Source organism: Vibrio sp. 10N.261.55.C5, assembly GCF_041470505.1.
In the GTDB taxonomy this organism is placed as follows: Bacteria; Pseudomonadota; Gammaproteobacteria; order Enterobacterales; family Vibrionaceae; genus Vibrio; species Vibrio crassostreae_C.
Map to the genome: position 1 here is coordinate 12606 of NZ_JBFRMS010000037.1, position 20985 is coordinate 33590.

The 20985-nt window shown below is 45.5% G+C and carries 12 protein-coding genes; 10 read left to right on the forward strand and 2 right to left on the reverse strand.

What is annotated here, in order from left to right; genetic code table 11:
- The first annotated feature begins 20 nt into the window (after positions 1–20).
- From hrpB to AB4263_RS14970, 10 genes are all read left to right on the forward strand, one after another.
- A complete protein-coding gene (gene hrpB / locus AB4263_RS14925; protein WP_267868982.1) occupies positions 21–2519 on the forward strand; it encodes an ATP-dependent helicase HrpB in 2499 nt (832 codons plus the stop codon).
- Positions 2516–4915, forward strand: a complete 2400-nt coding sequence (gene mrcB / locus AB4263_RS14930) for a penicillin-binding protein 1B (RefSeq protein ID WP_017063253.1) — start codon at positions 2516–2518, stop codon at positions 4913–4915. The genes hrpB and mrcB overlap by 4 nt, the downstream gene beginning before the upstream one ends.
- 38 nt (positions 4916–4953) lie before the next feature.
- On the forward strand, positions 4954–7287 hold the full coding sequence (locus tag AB4263_RS14935) for a patatin-like phospholipase family protein (protein WP_372098437.1): 2334 nt from the start codon (positions 4954–4956) through the stop codon (positions 7285–7287).
- Between the two features lie 272 nt (positions 7288–7559).
- Entirely contained in the window at positions 7560–10148 is a 2589-nt protein-coding gene (acnB, locus tag AB4263_RS14940) for a bifunctional aconitate hydratase 2/2-methylisocitrate dehydratase (protein WP_017072021.1), read from the forward strand.
- A 283-nt stretch (positions 10149–10431) separates the two neighbouring features.
- Positions 10432–10800, forward strand: coding sequence for a YacL family protein (locus AB4263_RS14945; RefSeq protein WP_019824378.1), 369 nt, complete (start codon positions 10432–10434; stop codon positions 10798–10800).
- A gap of 238 nt (positions 10801–11038) precedes the next feature.
- Positions 11039–11377: a P-II family nitrogen regulator gene (glnK, locus tag AB4263_RS14950; RefSeq protein ID WP_004738200.1), complete on the forward strand. Its 339-nt coding sequence runs from the start codon at positions 11039–11041 to the stop codon at positions 11375–11377.
- Positions 11378–11404: 27 nt separating this feature from the next.
- The gene (locus AB4263_RS14955; RefSeq protein ID WP_017059420.1) at positions 11405–12634 is read left to right on the forward strand and encodes an ammonium transporter; all 1230 of its coding nucleotides are present in this window, start codon (positions 11405–11407) and stop codon (positions 12632–12634) included.
- 295 nt (positions 12635–12929) lie between these two features.
- Entirely contained in the window at positions 12930–13943 is a 1014-nt protein-coding gene (locus AB4263_RS14960; protein ID WP_372098438.1) for a Fe(3+) ABC transporter substrate-binding protein, read from the forward strand.
- Positions 13944–14187: 244 nt separating this feature from the next.
- Positions 14188–15813, forward strand: coding sequence for an iron ABC transporter permease (locus AB4263_RS14965; RefSeq protein WP_017068890.1), 1626 nt, complete (start codon positions 14188–14190; stop codon positions 15811–15813).
- A complete protein-coding gene (locus AB4263_RS14970) occupies positions 15813–16841 on the forward strand; it encodes an ABC transporter ATP-binding protein (protein WP_102394603.1) in 1029 nt (342 codons plus the stop codon). Before AB4263_RS14965 ends, AB4263_RS14970 begins: the two co-directional genes overlap by 1 nt.
- A gap of 150 nt (positions 16842–16991) precedes the next feature.
- Here the strand turns inward: AB4263_RS14970 and AB4263_RS14975 are convergent, their stop codons facing one another.
- The gene (locus AB4263_RS14975; protein WP_372083289.1) at positions 16992–18404 is read right to left on the reverse strand and encodes a phosphoglucomutase/phosphomannomutase family protein; all 1413 of its coding nucleotides are present in this window, start codon (positions 18402–18404) and stop codon (positions 16992–16994) included.
- A gap of 74 nt (positions 18405–18478) precedes the next feature.
- Positions 18479–20884 (reverse strand): GH36-type glycosyl hydrolase domain-containing protein, encoded by a 2406-nt coding sequence (locus AB4263_RS14980; RefSeq protein WP_372098439.1) that lies wholly within the window; start codon positions 20882–20884, stop codon positions 18479–18481.
- Between the last annotated feature and the right edge of the window lie 101 nt (positions 20885–20985).

Below are 20985 nucleotides of genomic sequence, written 5' to 3' on the forward strand. Positions count from 1 at the left end.
CAGGTAGGTTTTTATGTACAATGTTGCCAACATTACACCACAAGGTTCTCCCATTGCCACAACTGCCCATAGAAGCTGTGATGCCAGATCTGCTCGCTGGCGTAGAAACACACACTCAACTTATTCTAAAGGCCGCTCCCGGTGCGGGTAAGTCAACATTCTTCCCTTTACAGTTAGTTAAGACCAACGCCGTTCAAGGCAAAATCATCATGCTTGAACCGAGGCGTTTGGCTGCAAGGAATATTGCTACTTACTTAGCGAGCCAATTGGGAGAAAAGGTGGGAGAGAGCATTGGCTTTAGAGTTCGTGGTGAATCTAAAAGCAGCAGTGCGACTCGCTTAGAGATTGTTACTGAAGGGATCATGACAAGAATGATCCAAACCGACCCTGAATTAACTGGGGTTGATATGGTGATCTTTGATGAATTTCACGAGCGCAGTATTCACGCAGATACCGCATTGGCGTTTAGCTTAGAGATCCAAGAGGCGTTGCGTGACGATCTGAAAGTGGTAGTGATGTCGGCAACTTTAGATCAACAAGCTCTGCAAACTTTGCTGCCGAATGCCAAATACGTTGAATCACAAGGTCGCACCTTTCCGGTCGATTTCCGTTATCAGCCTCTTAACGCAAATGAATATCTAGCCCCTAAAATGGCTAACGTGATTCGCTCTCTGATGGAGAAAGAGTCAGGCTCACTTCTGGCCTTTTTGCCGGGCGTTTCTGCGATTAAGCAGGTGGAATCTCAACTAGAACAATTCGCCAATGATATCGATGTGTGTCCTCTGTATGGGCAACTCAGCTTTTCTCAACAGCAGAAAGCGATCGCGCCATCAGAGAAAGGGCGTCGAAAGGTGGTGTTAGCGACCAATATTGCTGAGACTTCTTTGACGATTGAAGGTATTCGATTGGTGGTTGATTCTGGGCTTGAACGTGTGGCGAAGTTCGATCTGAAAACCGGTATTACTAAGCTTGAGCAAGTGAAAATCTCGCAATCTTCAGCTGAACAACGAGCGGGCCGTGCGGGACGAATTGAAGAGGGCTTGTGCGTTCGTTTGTACAGCGAAACGCAGCTGATGCAGCAACCAGCTATACCAGAACCTGAAATTCTTCATTCTGATTTGTCTTCGCTGGTGTCTGAATTGACGCAATGGGGCGCTGCGAGTGCTGATGAACTGCAATGGTTAGACGTTCCACCCAAAGCTTCTATCGGGCAAGCCAAGCAACTCTTACAGACTCTTGAATTGTTAGACGATAATGGTCAATTTACGGCATTAGGAAAACAGGTCCAACGTTTAGGTCTAGAGCCTCGTATTGCCAGCATGTTGGTTAAAGCGCAGCAAGGTAGTCCTGCTCTGTTGAATGTCGCGATTGTTGCTGCTGCTTTGCTGGAAGAGCCGGAGCGCAATGTGACGGATATTCAACACTCTTTGCATCGACTTAAGCAAAGAAAACATTCCAAAAATAGCGTTGTGATGCAGCGAGCGAAAAGTCTCGCGAGCAAACTCAATCATCACTTAGATTTGTCACAAGCTGACGAATCATTGCTACCATTAGTGCTTTGTTTTGCCTTCCCAGACCGGATTGCACAAGTGAGAAGCGCGACCAGCAGTGCTTTCCTTTTGGCGAATGGCCACGGTGCTGAGGTTCGTGATGATGATCCACTGGCGAACAATAACTATATCGTAGTGATTGATTTGATGCGCAGCACAGGGCGAGCCAGTCAGATTTTCTTAGCCACCGCGGTTGATATCGCACAGTTAGAAGCTGAATTTCCAAAACTGTTTGTGCGTTCCGATTACGCCGATTGGGATGAGAAACGTGGCCGTTTAGTTGCTGAGCAGCGTGTATCTCTGGGCAAGTTGATTATCAGCACCAAAGCTTTACCTGATCCCGATGCGAATCAGGCGAGCCAAGCGCTGCTCAATTATGTCGCTCGATGTGGGTTGGATCGCTTAAATTGGACAGCTTCGGCTAAGCAGTTGGTTGAGCGTGTACGCTGTGCAGAGCTTTGGATGCCTGAGTATGATTGGCCAGCGATGGACGATGCGAGTTTGATTGAACACCTTGATGAGTGGCTATCTCCCTATCTGAATGGCATTAAGTCGGCAAAAGGACTGTCTAGTGTTTCGATTGAGCAAGCATTGTCGGCTTATCTTGGTTGGCCTTTGAATCAAGAAATCGACCAATGGTTGCCAACGCACTATCTGATGCCAACAGGCAGCAAGAAGGCCATTCGTTATCAATATCAATCTGAACCAGTGATCTCAGTGCGAATGCAGGAAGTCTTTGGCGAACAAGACTCGCCATTGATCGCGCAAGGGCGTAAAAAAGTAGTGCTTGAGCTCCTTTCTCCAGCACAGCGACCACTACAAATTACTCAAGATTTAGCTGGCTTTTGGGCTGGCGCGTACAAAGAAGTACAAAAAGAGATGAAGGGCCGTTACCCAAAACATCCTTGGCCGGATGACCCTGCTAACCATGTAGCAACCACTAAAACTAAACGACAGTTGAATCGATGATGACCAAAATGTTAACGCCAAAAAAGGCACCACCTAAAAAAGCGCCAGCAAAGAAGTCACCAGCGACCAAAGCCAAGCCAAGAAAACCAAGAGCGGCTGCGAAAAAGACCAAACCTAAGGCTAAGAAATCTGGCAAAAGAGGTTGGTTGAAGATCCTATGGGGCATTTCTTGGAAAGCGGGCTTAGCGCTTGCGGCATTGCTGTTGTTCGTCGGTATTTATCTTGATTCTGTGGTCAAACAGCGCTTTGAAGGTCAGCTGTTTGATTTGCCAACCGTGGTTTATGCGCGAGTGCTAGACCTGTCTCCGGGAACTCCGGTGAGTTTGGTTCAGGTTAAGAATGAGCTCGATGTACTTAATTACCGTAAGGTGAACGCGCCTCGTCACCCAGGCGAATACTCTTCTTCTTCGACCAAGATTGAAATGATTCGTCGTCCGTTCGAGTTTGTTGATGGACCGGAAGCGGATCGTCATGTGATGCTGCACTTCAATGGTAACGAATTAACTCGCATTCAGTCGCTGGAGAAGAAAGGCGACATGGGCTACCTGCGTGTTGAACCGAAAATGCTTGGCATGCTTGAGAAAAGTAACGATGAGCAGCGCCTGTTCTTAAAACGCAATCAGTTCCCAGAAGTGATGGTTGATGCCTTACTGGCAACCGAAGACCGAAACTTCTATCAACACGATGGTGTGTCGCCACTGGCCATCGCTCGTGCAATGGTCGTTAACGTCAAAGCTGGGCGAACGGTACAAGGTGGTAGTACGCTGACACAACAGTTGGCAAAAAACCTGTTCCTGTCCAGTGAACGTACATTGTGGCGTAAGGTTCGTGAAGCCTACATTGCACTTATCTTAGACCATCGTTACAGCAAAGACCGTATCCTAGAGGCTTACTTAAATGAGGTTTATCTTGGACAGAATGGTGGGCAAGCGATTCATGGCTTCGGTTTAGCGTCTCGTTTGTATTTTGGTCAACCTATTCAAGAGCTGCGCATCGATCAGCTAGCACTGCTGGTGGGTATGGTGAAAGGACCGTCGTATTACAATCCGGTTCGCTATCCTGAGCGTGCTAAGACTCGACGCGATCTGGTTCTTCGCTTATTGATGCAACAAGACATCTTAACTCCGCGACAATACGAAGAGGCGGCGAGTCGTGATTTGGATATTCAAGACAACCCACGCATTGCTAGCCGTCAGCCCGCTTATTTCCAACAAGTAAACATTGAGCTTAAGAAGTATGTCGGCGATCGATTTGAGGCGAAAAAAGGGATTCGAGTCTTTACCTCTCTGGATCCGGTATCTCAAGACAAGTTAGAGAAGTCGATTGCTCGTAAGGTGCCTGATTTATCGAAAACCGCAGGTAATAAGCTGGAAGCAGCAGCTATTGCCGTGGATAGAAATACCGGTGAAATCCGGGCGATGGTCGGTGGTAAGCGTACTGGCTACGATGGCTTTAACCGTGCCTTGAACGCGAGTCGCCCAATTGGTTCTTTGGTCAAGCCTGCAATTTACTTAACCGCACTAGAGCAGCCTCAGAAGTACACGTTGGCGACAACATTGAAAGACACGCCACTGAGCTTGAAAGGCAGTAAAGGTAGCGTGTGGAGCCCGAGAAACTTCGATCGTAAGTTCCGTGGCGATGTGCCTTTGTATGTGGCGCTTTCTAAGTCTTACAACGTACCTACTGTTCGTTTAGGCATGCAATTAGGCATTGATAGTGTCTCGGATACGATTGGAAAACTGGGGGTCGATAAAAATGAGATTCGCCCAGTGCCGTCGATGTTTTTGGGTTCGTTCTCACTGACTCCGTTCCAAGTTGCGCAGATGTATCAAACCATTACCAATTCTGGGCGTATAGCACCTTTGTCTGCGCTTCGCTCAGTTGTTGATAACGATGGCGAGGTTCTGTATCAGTCGATCCCTCGTGTATCACAAAGCGTTGACCAGCAAGCCGCTTGGCTTACAACCTATGCAATGAAACGTGGCGTGTCGGAAGGCACGGGCCGTTTCCTACAAGGTCAGTTTGCATGGGCAGGGTTAGCTGGTAAAACTGGCACTAGTAATGACAGCCGAGACAGTTGGTTCGTGGGCGTAGATGGCCGTGAAGTGACGACCATCTGGCTAGGACGTGATGATAATAAGCCGACTAAGCTTACTGGTTCGAGTGGTGCGTTACGTGTTTATGCCGATTATCTCAAACAGAGAACACCCGAGCAGTTATTACTGCCTTGGCCGACAGGAATTGTCACCGCTAACTTTACTCGAACTTCTGAAGGGGCTTTAGAGTTTGATTGTGATGGTGCAGTTAAACTGCCACTTTGGGATGAGGGTGGAAACATTAAAAAGGGCTGTGAAAGTCAACCAAAACAGTGGCTAAAGAAGCTTTTTCAGTGGTAAAGTCGTAACAAGAAAGAATGACAAGGACAGTTAAAATAATGATTTCTCGTTGGTTAGTGAGTGGCTTAGGTGTTGTCGGTACTGTGATCAGTTTTCAGCTGTTTGCATCTACTGTGACACCGGTCGAACAATCTCAGCAAGCTGGACAAGCTCATAAAAGACCAACCGTTGCTGTTGTGCTTGCTGGTGGAGGAGCCAAAGGAGCGGCTCACATTGGTGTACTTAAAGCGCTAGAAGAGATGCAAATTCCGGTCGATTACATTACTGGTACCAGCATGGGTTCTTACGTTGGTGGGCTTTATGCGACAGGGATGAGTGCTGATGAGATTGAAAGTTTTATTTATACGGTTGATTGGAATCGCGGCTATCGTGATCGCGTTAACCGTAGTGATCGCCGAGTGCGTGACAAAGAATATGAAGACCGTTACCAACTTAACACCGATCTCGGTTTAGGTTGGGGCGAAATCAAAGCTAGGAAAGGTGTGGTTCAAGGTCAGAATATGTTGCGTATTCTGCGTGAGACCACAGGTAACCTATCTCCACTCGACTCTTTTGACCATCTTGCTATTCCCTACCGTTCAGTCGCAACCGACATTATTGAGCTTGAAGAAGTGGTCATCGACCATGGTCACCTTGTTGATGCGATGATGGCCAGTATGTCAGTTCCCGGCGCGCTTCCCCCTTATGAATTAGATGGCCGAATGCTGGTTGATGGTGGTGTCACCAATAATATGCCAGTCGACGTTGCCAGAGCGATGGGCGCGGACATTGTCATTGCGGTGGATATCAGTACCAATTACAAAGGCAAAGAAGATTTCACGAATTTTCTAGCGGCAGCTGATCAACTCTCTAATTATCTGGTCCAACGCAGCACTCAAGAGCAAGCTGAAACACTGACGGATGATGATGTTTTCCTACGTCCTGATGTTGGGCAAATGGAGACGACTGACTTTGATAAAATGCCATCGGCTTTCATCGCGGGCTATGAAGCCGCTAAGCAGCATACTGATGAACTTTCTAAGCTATCGCTCTCAAATGCCGATTATCAGCATTATATCGAGGACAAACAAAAAGCGCGCAGACAGCTAAAACACGGCGATAAGACCGTCGTTGACCGAGTTGTTATCAATAACAATACCCACTATTCCGATAAGCTGATCGAAAACCGTTTAAACCTTGATTCAGATAAGGTTCTGAAGACCAGTGAAATTGAATCTAAAGTACAAGACCTCTATGCGCTAGATAGATTCGAGTTGGTGACTTATGAATTTGACACAGTGAATGGCGAGGAGCAACTGCTAGTCGATGTGAACGAAAAATCTTGGGGGCCAAACTACCTCAATTTTCGATTCTTTCTTGAAGATGACTTCTCTACTACCAGTCAGTACTCGATCGGTGTTTCAGCCAACTTTACCGATATTAATAAGCATGGTGCAGAGCTAAGAACTAACGTCGAGATGGGTACTGACAAACGAATTGAAGCGGAACTTTACTCGCCCTTCTTTTCGAGTCAAAAACTGTTCACTTCTGCATCGATTGTTTACAGTAAGGAAAACAGAAACTTGCCAGTGGTTGAGGGGGAGGTTGGAGAGCCGACATTAGATGCGACTATAGACTATGTTCCACTGACTTATAGTCAATATGTTAGTGAATTGGCTTTAGGCTATCAGCCTACCTTGTGGCAAGAACTGAAATTTGGTGCTCGTTATACTGATGGGGATTTTGAGGTTTCTTCGATACCATCTTTTGGTAACGGAGCGTATGCACGTATAGGTGCGTTTATTAGTTATCGACTCGATACTTTAGATAATTTTAGTTTGCCAACGGAAGGTTACTTTGTTGATCTTGAGTACCTTGTTTCTCATGATGATTTTGAGGACAACATGTCTGGAGATAGCCCGGAGCTAGCGGCTGAAAGCGATACTGTTTACGAATTTTCGGCTAATTTCATGGCTGCAAAAAGTTATGAACGACATACTTTAGTCGGAAAGGTTGATTACGGCATTGTAGAGAGCAAAAATTCGATTTTCCCTATTGATCCTAAAGAGCTTGGTGGCTTCTTAAACCTGTCAGGTATTCCAAGGAACAGTATGATTGGTCAGAACTTGGCTTATACCAGTCTTACTTATCGTTATAAGTGGTTTGAAAATGACTTCGGACTCTTTGAATCACCATTCTACGTGGGCGCATCCATTGAACATGGTGGTGTCTGGTCGAACAATGATTTAAGGTTTGATGAAGCGCCAATGTACACCGCGGGTTCTGTTTTCGCGGGTGTTGATTCACCAATCGGGCCGATTATTTTAGCTTATGGCCGAACCGAAGATAACTTCGATTCGGTGTATCTGATTGTAGGTACGTCCTACAAATAATCATGCGCAGAGTCGCCATTTAAGTGCGTAATTAGGCAAAAATAGTGGGACTTTCGTCTTAACTTGCTATGTTGGTCAAAATGATAAGATTTTAATTTAACGTTAAATTTGCTATTCTACCGCCCACAGTTTGGCCTCTATGACGCCGCTCATCAATACAAATTGAATGACAAAAATGGCAATGGAGAGCCAAGTTTCCAAGGATGTTCACTTCTTTATTTTACTAACAATTATGAAGGGAAGAAGTGAACCGCAATGAGAGGAAAAAAGTCGTGCTTGAAGCCTACCGTAAACACGTCGAAGAACGTGCTGCCGAAGGAGTTGTTCCAAAACCACTAGATGCTGAGCAGGTAGCTGGCCTAGTTGAACTTCTGAAGAATCCACCTCAAGGTGAAGAAGAAATCATTCTTGACCTACTAGAAAATCGCATTCCACCGGGTGTAGATGAAGCTGCTTACGTAAAAGCTGGCTTCCTTACGGCTATCACTAAAGGTGAAGTAGCTTCGCCACTAGTAAGCAAAGCAAAAGCTGCAGAACTGCTTGGTACCATGCAAGGCGGTTACAACATCGAATCTCTAGTATCTCTACTAGACGATGCTGAGCTTGCTCCAATCGCTGTTAAAGCGCTATCTCATACTCTACTGATGTTCGATGCGTTCTATGACGTAGAAGAGAAAGCGAAAGCTGGCAATGCTGCTGCACAACAAGTACTTCAATCTTGGGCTGATGCTGAATGGTTTACAGCGAAAGATAAAGTAGCAGAAAAAATCACAGTAAAAGTATTTAAAGTCACTGGTGAAACGAACACCGATGACCTATCTCCAGCGCCTGATGCATGGTCACGTCCTGACATCCCAGTACACGCGAAAGCGATGCTGAAGATGGAACGTGATGGCATTACTCCTGATGAACAGGGTAGCGTTGGTCCAATCAAACAAATTGAAGAAATGCAAAAAGATGGCATTCCACTGGCTTACGTTGGTGATGTTGTTGGTACAGGTTCTTCACGTAAATCGGCAACAAACTCAGTACTTTGGTTCATGGGTGAAGATATCCCATTCGTACCAAACAAGCGTACTGGCGGTGTTTGTCTTGGTGGTAAAATTGCACCAATCTTCTACAACACAATGGAAGATTCAGGCGCACTACCCATTGAACTGAACGTACAAGACATGAACATGGGCGATATCATTGATATCTACCCGTACGAAGGTGTTGTTCACAAGAACGGTTCTGTGATCTCAAACTTTGAGCTAAGCAAAGTACTTCTTGATGAAGTGCGTGCTGGTGGCCGTATTCCACTGATCATCGGTCGTGGTCTAACGGGTCGTGCTCGTGACGCTCTAGGTCTAGCTGAAACGGATCTGTTTGCTAAACCAATCGATCCATCTGCATCTGATAAAGGCTACACGCTAGCTCAGAAGATGGTTGGTAAAGCATGTGGCGTTGAAGGTGTTCGTGCTGGTCAGTACTGTGAACCTAAAATGACGACAGTCGGTTCTCAAGATACGACCGGTCCTATGACTCGTGATGAGCTTAAAGATCTGGCGTGTCTTGGTTTCTCTGCAGACCTTGTAATGCAGTCTTTCTGTCACACATCGGCATACCCTAAACCAGTCGATGTAAACACTCACCATACGCTACCTGATTTCATCATGAATCGTGCCGGTGTTTCACTTCGTCCGGGTGATGGCGTTATCCACTCATGGCTAAACCGTATGCTTCTTCCTGATACTGTAGGTACAGGTGGTGACTCGCATACTCGTTTCCCTCTAGGTATTTCATTCCCTGCGGGTTCTGGCTTGGTAGCATTTGCTGCAGCAACAGGCGTTATGCCTCTTGATATGCCTGAATCTATCTTGGTTCGCTTTAAAGGTGAAATGCAACCGGGTATCACGCTACGTGACCTAGTACATGCCATTCCTCTTTACGGCATCAAGCAAGGCCTACTAACGGTAGAGAAAGCCGGTAAGATCAACGAATTCTCTGGTCGTGTACTAGAAATTGAAGGTGTTGAGCACTTATCTGTTGAGCAAGCATTTGAGCTTTCTGATGCATCTGCTGAGCGTTCTGCTGCAGGTTGTACCGTTAAGCTTTCTGAAGAGTCTATCTCTGAGTACTTGAACTCGAACATCGTGATGCTGAAGTGGATGATCGCTGAAGGTTACGGTGATGTTCGTACGATTGAGCGTCGTATTACAGCAATGGAAGAGTGGCTAGAGAACCCTGAGTTGCTATCTGCTGATTCAGATGCGGAATACGCGCACGTTATCGAGATTGATCTTGCTGACATCGATCAACCAATCCTATGTGCACCAAACGATCCAGATGATGCTCGTCTTCTTTCGGACGTTCAAGGTACTGAGATTCAAGAAGTGTTCATCGGTTCTTGTATGACGAACATCGGTCACTTCCGTGCTGCAGGTAAGATGCTAGAAGAGTTTAACGGCTCGCTAAATACTCGCCTATGGGTGGCTCCGCCAACGAAGATGGATAAAGACCAACTGACAGAAGAAGGCTACTACGGCATCTTCGGTCGTGCTGGGGTACGTATCGAAACTCCTGGCTGTTCACTATGTATGGGTAACCAAGCTCGTGTTGCTGATGCTTCGACGGTTATGTCGACGTCAACGCGTAACTTCCCGAACCGCTTAGGTAATGGCGCGAACGTTTATCTGGCTTCTGCTGAGCTTTCTGCTGTTGGCGCGATTCTAGGTCGCATCCCAACGAAAGAAGAGTACTTAGAGTACGCTGAGAAGATTAATGCAACGGCTGCTGATACATACCGTTACCTGAACTTCCATAAAATGGGTCAGTACACGGAAAAAGCGGACACGGTTATCTTCCAAGAACCAGCCTAGTTCCTCGTCATATTTGTAGCGGCAGCGTTGTTGACTGCGTACGTTCACCGGAGCGCCGGCCGCCCTAATTACATAGAGCTTCTATGCTCATAGGGATGAACCTACTTGTCGCCTAGCTGCCACTCCAACTATTTAGAGGAACCCAAATGATAGAGCGCCTACTTCGGTAGGCGTTTTTTTTATGTCTGAATGTTAGAAGACGAGCGACTCGATCTCTTGATGACTTCGCTATATACTCTCGCCTCATTTTTAACCCTATCTGTCATTAGTGCGCGGAGCCTTTATGGAATTTGAATTTACAAGAAACACTTTAATGGGCGAGTACTATGTAAAGTGCAGTATGGGGCACGAGATCGTTGGTCGCTGGTTACAAGAAGAGATCGGCAAAGATAAGCAGAAACTAGATCATGTGATGGCGTTGATTGAGCAATCTCGACAGGACTTGAGCAATGAAGTGACGTTGCTTGGCAAAGAGATTAGCCTTGCGATTAATGAAGACGAAGTAACGATTCAAGAAAACGTGTTAGCGCATGAGCAAGAGATGGAAGAGGGCAGTGAGTTCGACTTCTATAACTGTGAAAGCCAAGCAAGCTGTGGAATCGACGATTTCGAACTGCTCATCGAACGCTGGATGGATTTTTTAGGTTACTAGTCCTAAGACCTATTTGTTAGTCATTCAGAGCTTTGAAGGCTCCGTTGCCCAAAACTGGAGCAATAAGAGCATCGCGCATTAAGATAGTGAAAGGGCTGCACCATGTTGGTGCAGTCTTTTTCGTTATTACGACCTTATTATCTTCATCTTATTTAAAATCAACCACTTAACTTTTTGGCACGCTACTTGGATTGTAATAAGAGAATTAACGGATTAAGTAAGAATTTAAGGAACGAATATGAAATTAATAAATGCCATTGTTAAGCCATTCAAATTAGACGATGTACGCGAAGCGCTCTCTGATGTGGGTATTGAAGGTATGACTGTTTCTGAAGTGAAAGGCTTTGGTCGTCAGAAGGGACATACTGAATTGTATCGTGGTGCAGAGTACCAAGTGGATTTCCTACCAAAGGTGAAGCTAGAGATTGCTACCCAAGCTGAGAATGTTGACCGAGTTGTTGAAGCGATTAGCCAAGCGGCACACACCGGAAAAATCGGCGACGGCAAAATTTTTGTGTATGACCTAAGCCAAGCCGTACGAATTCGTACTGGTGAAATGGATGCTGAAGCACTTTAAAGAATTACAAGGACTGGAGACTTTAATATGGAACTTACAACAACAGTAACGGAACTACGTTACGCACTAGACACTTTTTTCTTCCTCATTTCAGGTGCGTTGGTAATGTGGATGGCAGCAGGCTTCGCGATGTTAGAAGCTGGCCTAGTTCGTTCAAAGAACACCACAGAAATTTTAACTAAGAACATCTGTTTGTACGCAATTGCTTGTACTGCTTTCTTAGTGGTTGGTTACAACATCATGTATGTCGACAACGGTGAAGGCGGTTGGTTGCCATCATTTGGTACTCTAATTGGTACACAAGGTGAAGGCGCAGACCACTCTCTAGAATCAGACTTCTTCTTCCAGGTAGTATTCGTTGCAACAGCAATGTCTGTAGTATCTGGTGCGGTTGCTGAGCGTATGAAGCTTTGGTCATTCCTAATCTTCTCTGTAGTACTAACAGCGTTCATTTACCCTGTTGAAGGTTATTGGACTTGGGGCGGTGGTTTCCTATCAGAAGCGGGTTTCAGTGACTTCGCAGGTTCAGGTATCGTACACATGGCTGGTGCAGCAGCAGCGTTAGCTGGTGTTCTACTACTCGGTGCTCGTAAAGGTAAATACGGTAAGAACGGTGAAATCTACCCGATTCCTGGTTCAAACATGCCACTTGCAACGCTAGGTACATTTATCCTTTGGTTCGGTTGGTTCGGTTTCAACGGCGGTTCTCAACTGATGGTTTCGGATTTTGAGAACGCAACAGCAGTAGGTCAAATCTTCCTTAACACCAACGCAGCAGCAGCAGCAGGCGCAATTGCAGCACTACTAGTATGTAAAACAACTTGGGGTAAAGCAGACCTAACAATGATTCTTAACGGCGCGTTAGCTGGCCTAGTAGCAATCACTGCAGACCCTCTATCACCATCACCTCTATTTGCTGTAGCGATTGGTTCGGTATCTGGTGCATTGGTTGTATTCAGCATCATCGCTCTAGACAAAGCTAAGATTGATGATCCAGTAGGTGCTATCTCTGTACACGGTGTATGTGGTTTCTTCGGTCTAATGGCTGTGCCACTAAGCAACGCTGATGCAACGTTTGGTGCTCAGCTAATGGGTGCAGCAGTCATCTTTGCATGGGTATTCGGTGCTAGCCTAGCAGTATGGGCGGTGCTTAAAGCAACAATCGGTATCCGAGTAACGGAAGATGAAGAACTTGAAGGTATGGACATGCACGATTGTGGTGTCGGCGCTTACCCTGAGTTTGTATCAGTAAAATAATCAACAGTCGTCGCCTAATCTGAATGGGTTAGGTTGGACAAAGAAAGCCCCGCAACTCTTGTTGCGGGGCTTTGTTGTATTTACGGTTGCACAATATATAAACACGAACGTTGAAGTTAGGCTCATTGTTTAAGAGGAACGACAAGACACAAAGTTGAAATGGTTTGTTACAAAAGTGAGAGTTTGAATGGTCTGAGTAGACGGATTTTTTGTTGGTCGTCATTGTAATTATGTTAATGATGAATATAATAACGCAACTGATAGACATTATCATTTCGATATAAAGGATTTTACAATGAAGAAACTGCTAACACTTTCAGCTCTAGCGTGTGGTGTAATTGCCCCGATAGCAATGGCTGCGGAAGAAGTAAACGTATACTCTTACCGTCAACCTTTCCTAGTTGAACCAATGTTCAAGGAATTCACAAAAGAGACTGGCATTAAAGTAAACGTTAAGTTTGCTAAAAAAGGTTTAGCAGAAAAGTTAGCTCAAGAAGGCGAATACAGCCCTGCAGACGTAGTGTTAACTGTAGACATCAGTCGTCTATCTGAGCTAACTAAACAAGGTTTAGTTCAGTCTGTTGAAAGCGAAGTTCTTGAAAAGAATATTCCTGCTCAATACCAAGATACAAACAATGAGTGGTTCGCTCTAACAACACGTACACGTAGCGTTTACTCTTCTCGTGACCGTGTTGGTCGTCTAGGTGAGGAGTTTACTTACGAAGATCTAACTAAGCCTGAATTTAAAGGTAAGATCTGTACGCGTAGCGGTAAGCACCCATACAATGTTTCTCTAGTATCTTCGATGATTGCTCACAAAGGTGAAGCTGAAACGAAAGAGTGGCTAGAAGGCGTAAAAGCTAACCTAGCACGCAAGCCTCAAGGTAACGATCGCGCACAAGTTAAAGCGATTAAAGAAGGCCTATGTGATGTTGCTCTTGGTAACAGCTACTACCTAGGCAAGATGGTTAACGATAAAGAGCAAAAAGCTTGGGCTGACGCTGTTTACATTAACTTCCCTAACCAAGAGACAACGGGTACTCACGTGAATATCTCTGGTATGGCAATGGCTAAATACTCTCCAAACGAAGAGAATGCCGTTAAGCTAATGGAATTCCTATCGGGTAACACAGCACAAAGCATGTATGCAGAAGTGAACTATGAATACCCAGTGAAAGCTGATGTTAAACCTTCTGAGCTTGTTGCTTCATGGGGTGAATTCAAAGCAGATACAATTTCTCTAGACCAAATTGCTGACCACCACGCAGCAGCAATTAAACTATTAGACGAAGTTAAGTTCGATCTTTAATTTATTACGGTAGGCTTCGGCCCAAGTAAAATGACAACCTCAAGTCGCCATTTTCGGTCACTTGGGGTTGTTTGTTTTGGAAAATCACTTTTTGATACAAAGCTCGCCGTCGATCCCTTGAGTTATTAGCATCTCACCTTGAAGTCATTACAGTATATGGGTATAAATAACCCCACCATTAAAAGGACATGAGATGTATTTGCAAATGCATTTGTGTTTCATTAAGCCTCTTTGTAGTTAGGCGATGAAAGAAAAGAATTATTTATGGAACACCAGTAGCGGCATTATTGCTGTATTACTGGTTTTACCGATCTTAGCGATTTTTACGACGGCTGTTGGAGAAACAGATGAGCTATTTTCTCATCTGATGTCCACAGTAATGCCCACCTATGCTTACAATACGGTGGTTTTAGTCATGGGAACCTTATTCCTGTCTTTGGTTTTTGGTATTCCGTCTGCTTGGATTATGGCAATGTGCCGTGTTCCGGGAGAGCGTGTTTTGCAATGGGCGCTAGTACTGCCATTAGCAATGCCAGGCTATATTGTTGGGTATATATTCACCGATTGGTTCGACTTTGCTGGGCCTGTTCAAGTTCTACTGCGAGATCTTACTGGGTGGGGACCCGGTGAGTATTGGTTCCCGGATATTAGAACCTTATCTGGTGCTATTATTGTTCTGTCTCTCGTTCTCTATCCTTATGTTTACTTGCTGTGCCGCGCCGCATTTATGGAGCAAAACGTCTCCTTACTGCAATCCGCTCGGTTGCTAAAATGCTCACCTTGGGAAAGCTTTCGTCGTATCTCGTTGCCACTTGTTCGCCCATCAATGGCGGTAGGTCTATCGCTTGTTGCGATGGAAACTATCGGTGATTTTGGTACCGTGAGTTACTTTGCAGTCAACACTTTAACGACAGCGGTTTACGATACCTGGTTAGGTTATTCAAGTTTAACGGCTGCTGCGAAAATATCGGCAATTATGCTAGTTATCGTGATCTTGCTGTTGAGTTCAGAGCGCTACAGTCGTCGTAAACAGAAACTGTTCCAGAATCAATTCAGCAGTCGTGAAGACTTTCGTTACGACCTATCCGGTTGGAAGAAGTGGTTGGCACTGTTTTGGTGCTGGGGATTAGTGTGCGTTGCATTCTTATTCCCTCTGGGTCAGTTGATGATCTATGCCTACAAATACTTTGCACAAAGTTGGACGCCTGAATTCAGAGAGTATGCTGTTAACAGTCTTTATGTGTCAGTAATCGCGGCGATTATTGGCGTTATCATTGCGATGATTGTGAACTTTAATCAACGTGTCAGCCCGAGTAAGAAAAATCAGGCTTACATGCGTATTGCTTCGATGGGCTATGCTGTTCCAGGCACTGTGTTGGCGATTGGTGTGATGGTGCCTGTGTTGTTCATGGATCACTTAGTCAATGATATTGCCAAAGTGATGGAGTGGGGACGTCCGGGGCTGATTTTCTCTGGTTCCATGTTTGCGCTTATCTTTGCAATGGTGGTGCGTTTTTCTGCAGTGGCGATTGGCAGTATTGAAAGTAGCTTGAGTAAAGTATCTCCTTCATTGGATATGGCTTCTAAAACCATGGGTTGCAATACCAACCAGATGTTACGTCGTGTTCATTTACCTTTGATTAAACGCGGCGCGCTGATCGCCGGTTTACTGGTGTTTATCGAATCAATGAAAGAGCTAAATGCGGCATTGCTGCTGCGTCCTTTCAACTTCGAAACATTAGCGACCTATGTTTATAACTATGCCTCAGATGAGCACCTCGAATTGGCGGCGATGCCTGCTGTATTACTGGTGTTAGTAGGTTTAATTCCTCTGATCATCGTAAACCGTTCTTTGGAGCAGAAACACTAATGAGTTGTGCATTATCAATTAAAGATCTGACTTGTAAGTATGAGTCGCAAACCATCTTGGAAGCGCTCTCGTTAGAAGTTGAGCATGGTGAAATTGTTTGTCTTCTTGGTGCAAGTGGTTGCGGGAAAACCACCTTACTTAAGGCGATTGCTGGCCTGCTTCCATTGAGTAGTGGCGTAATGAGTTTAAACTGTCAAACCATTGATGATGGCGATAATTGGTTGCCACCGGAGCAACGAAATATCGGTATGATTTTCCAAGACTACGCTCTGTTCCCGCACTTGACGGTCAACCAGAACGTTGGCTTTGGACTAAAAGAACTCTCAGAGCAGCAAAAGAAAGAGAAAGTTCAAGAGATGTTAGAGTTGGTTCATTTAGATGAGTATGGTGAACGATACCCGCATCAACTTTCTGGTGGTCAACAGCAGCGTGTTGCGATTGCCCGATCTTTGGCATACAAGCCTGACTTACTGCTGTTAGATGAACCATTCTCGAACATTGACACTCAAGTTCGTCATGAGCTGATTTCTCAAATTCGTAAGATCTTTAAGAAGCAGGGTGTGACCGCTATTTTTGTGACTCACAGTCGCGAAGAGGCATTTGCTTTTGCAGATAAGATGGCTGTGATGAACCATGGTGTGATTGAACAGTATGGTTCGGCATCTGAGTTGTATTTCCACCCTTCGAGTAAGTTCGTTGCTGATTTCTTGGGTGGCGGTAGCTACTTAAAGGCACAGCGTATTTCGGAGCATGAATTTGAAACCAGTTTGGGTATGGTTGAAGCCAAACCGCAAACGGAGATTGAGTTCGGCAATACATGTGAGCTTCTGCTAAGGCCCCAGCATATCCAAGCAAGTTACGAGCAAGATAGTGCTATTTCAGTGCTAGAACAGCAATTTATGGGTGATCACTGTCGTTATGTAATCGAAGCGCATGGTCAGAAGTTATTAGCAACCTCGTCAGAAGCACTTGAAGTGGGTATGCCGGTCAACGTAAAAGTGGATACCAAAGGCGTATTGGCTTTTTAAAGAGATATAACGCGATACTAATCGTTACAAGAATCGCGATAAAAAAGCCCAGCACTTTAATCAAAGTACTGGGCAAGAGTTCTTCACTTATAGGCTTTAACAAGGCAGTGATTTGTTAAGTCCCATCCAAAACTGCTGCACTCTATAAGCCTATAGAGAGAGGAAGTCTTTCACTTTTTGAAGAACACGTTCTGCAGTGTCTTTATCTTCCATTTCTGCGAAGATTCGTAGTAACGGCTCTGTTCCAGAGAAGCGAGCAATGACCCAGCCGCCATTCTTGAAGTACACCTTGGCACCATCTTCATAGCTGACTCTTTCAATTTCGTATTCAAATTCAGGCAGTTGCTTCTCGACGTAGATCTTAGTGTAGAGCGCTTCTTTCTCTGAAGGTTTAAACTTATAATCGCCTTCTGCGGTGTAGGCATAGCCATATTTAGAGTAAATCTCATCAAGTAATTCAGACAGCTTCTTGCCTGTCACACTGATCATCTCAACCAGTAAGCTTGAAGCAAATACGCCATCCTTACCTTTGATATGACCACGAATGGTTAAACCCCCCGAACTTTCGCCGCCAATCAGAGAGTCATCGGCCTCCATTTGTGAGCTGATGTGCTTAAAGCCTACAGGAACCTCAAAGCTCTTCTCACCATGATCCGCCGCGACTTTATCCAGTAGATGTGTGGTTGCGATGTTACGAACGACAGAGCCCTTCCAACCTTTGTATTCCAGCAAGTAGTAGTAAAGTAGGAGTAGCACTTCGTTAGGGTGAATGAAGTGACCTTTCTCATCGATGATTCCCAAACGGTCAGCATCGCCATCAGTACCAATACCAATGTCATAGCCTTCTGCTGCAACTAAGTGCTTCAAGCGATACAGCGTTGCAGCATTTGGCGACGGCATTAAGCCACCAAAATCTGGGTTTTTGCCATCGTTGATGACGTCGACATCACAGCGACCGTTAATCAGCACGGTTTGCAGAGCATTTTTTGCAACGCCAAACATTGGGTCAATCAGTACACGTAGGTTAGCTTTCTTGATCGAATCGATATCGATGAAGTTGATGATTGAATCAACAAAGTCGTTCATCGGGTTGATGATCTCGATTTCTTTGTCATTCAACGCTTGCTCGAAATCGACACGAATAATATCTTCGTTGGTCAGTGTTGCGATTTGCTGTTCGATCTTCTCTGTGATGATCTCATCAGCATCACGGCCACCTTCAATGAATACCTTGATGCCATTGTAATCGGCTGGGTTGTGAGAGGCGGTAATACACGCCGAGTAGGTGCATCCCATCTCTTTTGCTTGGAACATCACGATAGGTGTTGGAACAAACTTATCGATGAAGCTTACTTTGATGTTGTTCGCCGCAAGTACTTCTGCAAACCAACATGCGGCTTTATCGGAAAGGAAACGACGGTCATAGCCGATCACAAATCCATTCTTGGCTGCATCTTCGTTGTTGATGATGTTAGCGAGTGCTTGCGCTACCAAACGGACGTTTTCTCTAGTGAACTCCTCACCAATGAAAGCGCGCCAGCCACCTGTACCAAATTTAATCATTAGAAAATCCTTTTAGTCTCATTGTCTCAAGCCTGTAAAGACTTGAGACAAGAGCTGTTCGTTAAATTGCGTGACTAGCCTAGAACAACGACAACATCGTTCACGCTGCCTTCTGCTTGTACTGGGATAGCGCCTTCAACTGATTCACCATTGATAGTGATAGAGGCAACGCCTTTGCTTACTGCATTCGGGTTTTGCACTGTGATGTTATAAGTCGCGCCACGCCATTGACGAGTAACCTCGAATTCTGGCCAATCAGTCGGGATACAAGGATCAACCGTTAAGCCTTCAAAGCCTGTACGAACACCAAGAATGAAGTTGGTTACCGCGAAGTAAGCCCAACCAGAGGTACCGGTTAACCAAGGGTGGTTTGCACGGCCGTGGTCTTGGTGATCTTTACCCATGATGAACTGCACGTACGAGTATGGTTCTGCGTAACGCGTTTCAATCATGTCGTTTTGGTTGTATGGGTTCAGTGCGTCGTAGAATTTCATCGCACGGTCACCACGGCCTAGTTTCGCTTCTGCTACCCAGGCCCATGGGTTAGGGTGAGAGAAGATTGCGCCGTTCTCTTTTACGCCTTGGTAAACGCGAGTTACGAAACCGATATCATCGTTTGGTGTTGCAAATGAAGGAGAGTTTAGGTGTAGGCCGTATTCTGAGAAAAGGTTCTCATCAACAGCGTCCATCGCTTTCTCACCGCGTTCTTGAGATACAGCACCAGATAGAACGGCTAGCGTGTTTGACTCAAGGTGTACACGACCTTCAGCTTGTTGAGCGGTACCGATCTTGTCGCCATTTTTAGTTAGACCACGGATGTACCAGCCGCCTTCGTCATCCCAAAGGTGCGTTTCACACGCTTCGCGAACGTTAGCTGCCATTTCAGTGTATTTCGCAACATCAGCATCGTTATTACGGAACTTAGCAAGATCTAGGAATTCTTGTAGCGCCCAGAAGTGTAGGAATGAAACCATTGAAGATTCACCACCACCTAGGTTCAAACAGTCATTCCAGTCAGCACGAAGGCCTTTACAGATACCCGTTTGACCCACGTATTCAGCAGAGAAGTTCAGTGCCGCTTTCATGTGTTCATAAACTGTCGCCTCGCCACCGTCTGCGTATGGAATCACTTCATCGAAGAAGTCGTGCTCACCGGTTTCCATTACGTATTTGATAATGGTCGGAACGATCCATAGGTGGTCATCAGAACATGTGTCTTCAATGCCGTGGATCTTGTCGTCATCTGACGGTGTTGGAACAACTGTTGGTGATTTTGATGGCTCAACGTCGGCTTTCTCTGGATCGAACCAGTCAGGATCGAACAAGTGTAGACCGTAGCCCGCTTTCACTTGGCCGCGAAGCAGGTCGATAATACGTTTCTTGGTCATTTGTGGGTTGGCATGGGGTACTGAAATAGCATCTTGAGCCGTATCACGGTAACCAAGACCAGTACGACCGCCAACTTCGATGAATGATGCAAAGCGTGACCAAACCACACAGGTTTCCGCTTGGTATAGCGTCCACGTGTTGATCATTGTGTCTAAGCCTTCGTTTGGCGACTTAACTTGGAATTTGTTGCAACGCTCGTCCCAGTGATCTTTGATGCCTTGGAAAGCGGCGTCTACGTTTGCTGTGTCTTGGTACTTCTCACGTAGGCGTTCACCGTTGCCTTTACCGATACCGAGTACATACGCAAAGCGAACTTCTTCACCGGGTTGAATCGTAAATTGCTTGTGCAGAGAACCACAATGGTTGTAACAAGTTTGAGCGCTGTTAGAACACTTACCGCTTTCAACCGCAATTGGATTTGCTTCATCACGGTACATACCAAGGAAGTTGTCACGTTGGCCATCGTAGCTGTCTGGTGAGAAAGTTGAAGCTAGGTAGTAGAAGCCTTCAAAGTCGTTAGTGTTGTAGTACAGGTCGTATTCCAGAACACCTTCTTGGTAAGACGTGCCCGCAGAGTACAAAGACATCTGATGGTTTTGATTGTCTGATTGAATATGGCTGAAAGAGAACTCAACAAACGAGAAAGTGCTGATAGTACGTGGCTTGTCAGTGTTGTTCTTTAATACAACGTCCCAAACTTCTGCATCTTCACCCTTAGGTACGAATAGCGTCTTGGTTGCGGTAATGCCGCTGTATTCACATTTGAATTTTGAGTATGACAGGCCGTGACGAACTTCGTAGTTCGCTTCATCTAGGCTCTTTGCCACTGGTTGCCAAGAGATAGACCAGTAATCACCTGTCTCATCATCACGCAGGTACACATAGTGTCCAGGACGGTCAAAGGTGCCGTTTGGACGGAACTTAGTAACACGGTTGTATTCCGGAGAATTGTAGAACGAGTAACCGCCCGCATTGTGCGAAATCACGGTACAAAACTTTTCAGTACCTAGGTAGTTTGTCCAAGGTGCTGGTACATCAGGGCGAGTGATGACGTATTCGCGATTGTCGTTATCGAAATAGCCGTATTTCATTGTCATTTCCTTTTTAACAAACTGCATCTATGCAGCTAATTTTTAAATAGTGATGCTGAGTCGTATCTAACTGAGCACCTTAATTTGAGTCAGCAACCACT

What these genes read in the sequence shown, in the direction of transcription:
- AB4263_RS14970 (WP_102394603.1), top strand. Translation starts at nt 15,813, where the DNA reads ATGAGTTGTGCATTATCAATTAAAGATCTGACTTGTAAGTATGAGTCG.
- hrpB (WP_267868982.1), top strand. Translation starts at nt 21, where the DNA reads ATGTTGCCAACATTACACCACAAGGTTCTCCCATTGCCACAACTGCCC.
- AB4263_RS14965 (WP_017068890.1), top strand. Translation starts at nt 14,188, where the DNA reads ATGAAAGAAAAGAATTATTTATGGAACACCAGTAGCGGCATTATTGCT.
- AB4263_RS14945 (WP_019824378.1), top strand. Translation starts at nt 10,432, where the DNA reads ATGGAATTTGAATTTACAAGAAACACTTTAATGGGCGAGTACTATGTA.
- mrcB (WP_017063253.1), top strand. Translation starts at nt 2,516, where the DNA reads ATGATGACCAAAATGTTAACGCCAAAAAAGGCACCACCTAAAAAAGCG.
- AB4263_RS14935 (WP_372098437.1), top strand. Translation starts at nt 4,954, where the DNA reads ATGATTTCTCGTTGGTTAGTGAGTGGCTTAGGTGTTGTCGGTACTGTG.
- AB4263_RS14975 (WP_372083289.1), bottom strand. Translation starts at nt 18,404, where the DNA reads ATGATTAAATTTGGTACAGGTGGCTGGCGCGCTTTCATTGGTGAGGAG.
- AB4263_RS14955 (WP_017059420.1), top strand. Translation starts at nt 11,405, where the DNA reads ATGGAACTTACAACAACAGTAACGGAACTACGTTACGCACTAGACACT.
- AB4263_RS14980 (WP_372098439.1), bottom strand. Translation starts at nt 20,884, where the DNA reads ATGAAATACGGCTATTTCGATAACGACAATCGCGAATACGTCATCACT.
- glnK (WP_004738200.1), top strand. Translation starts at nt 11,039, where the DNA reads ATGAAATTAATAAATGCCATTGTTAAGCCATTCAAATTAGACGATGTA.
- AB4263_RS14960 (WP_372098438.1), top strand. Translation starts at nt 12,930, where the DNA reads ATGAAGAAACTGCTAACACTTTCAGCTCTAGCGTGTGGTGTAATTGCC.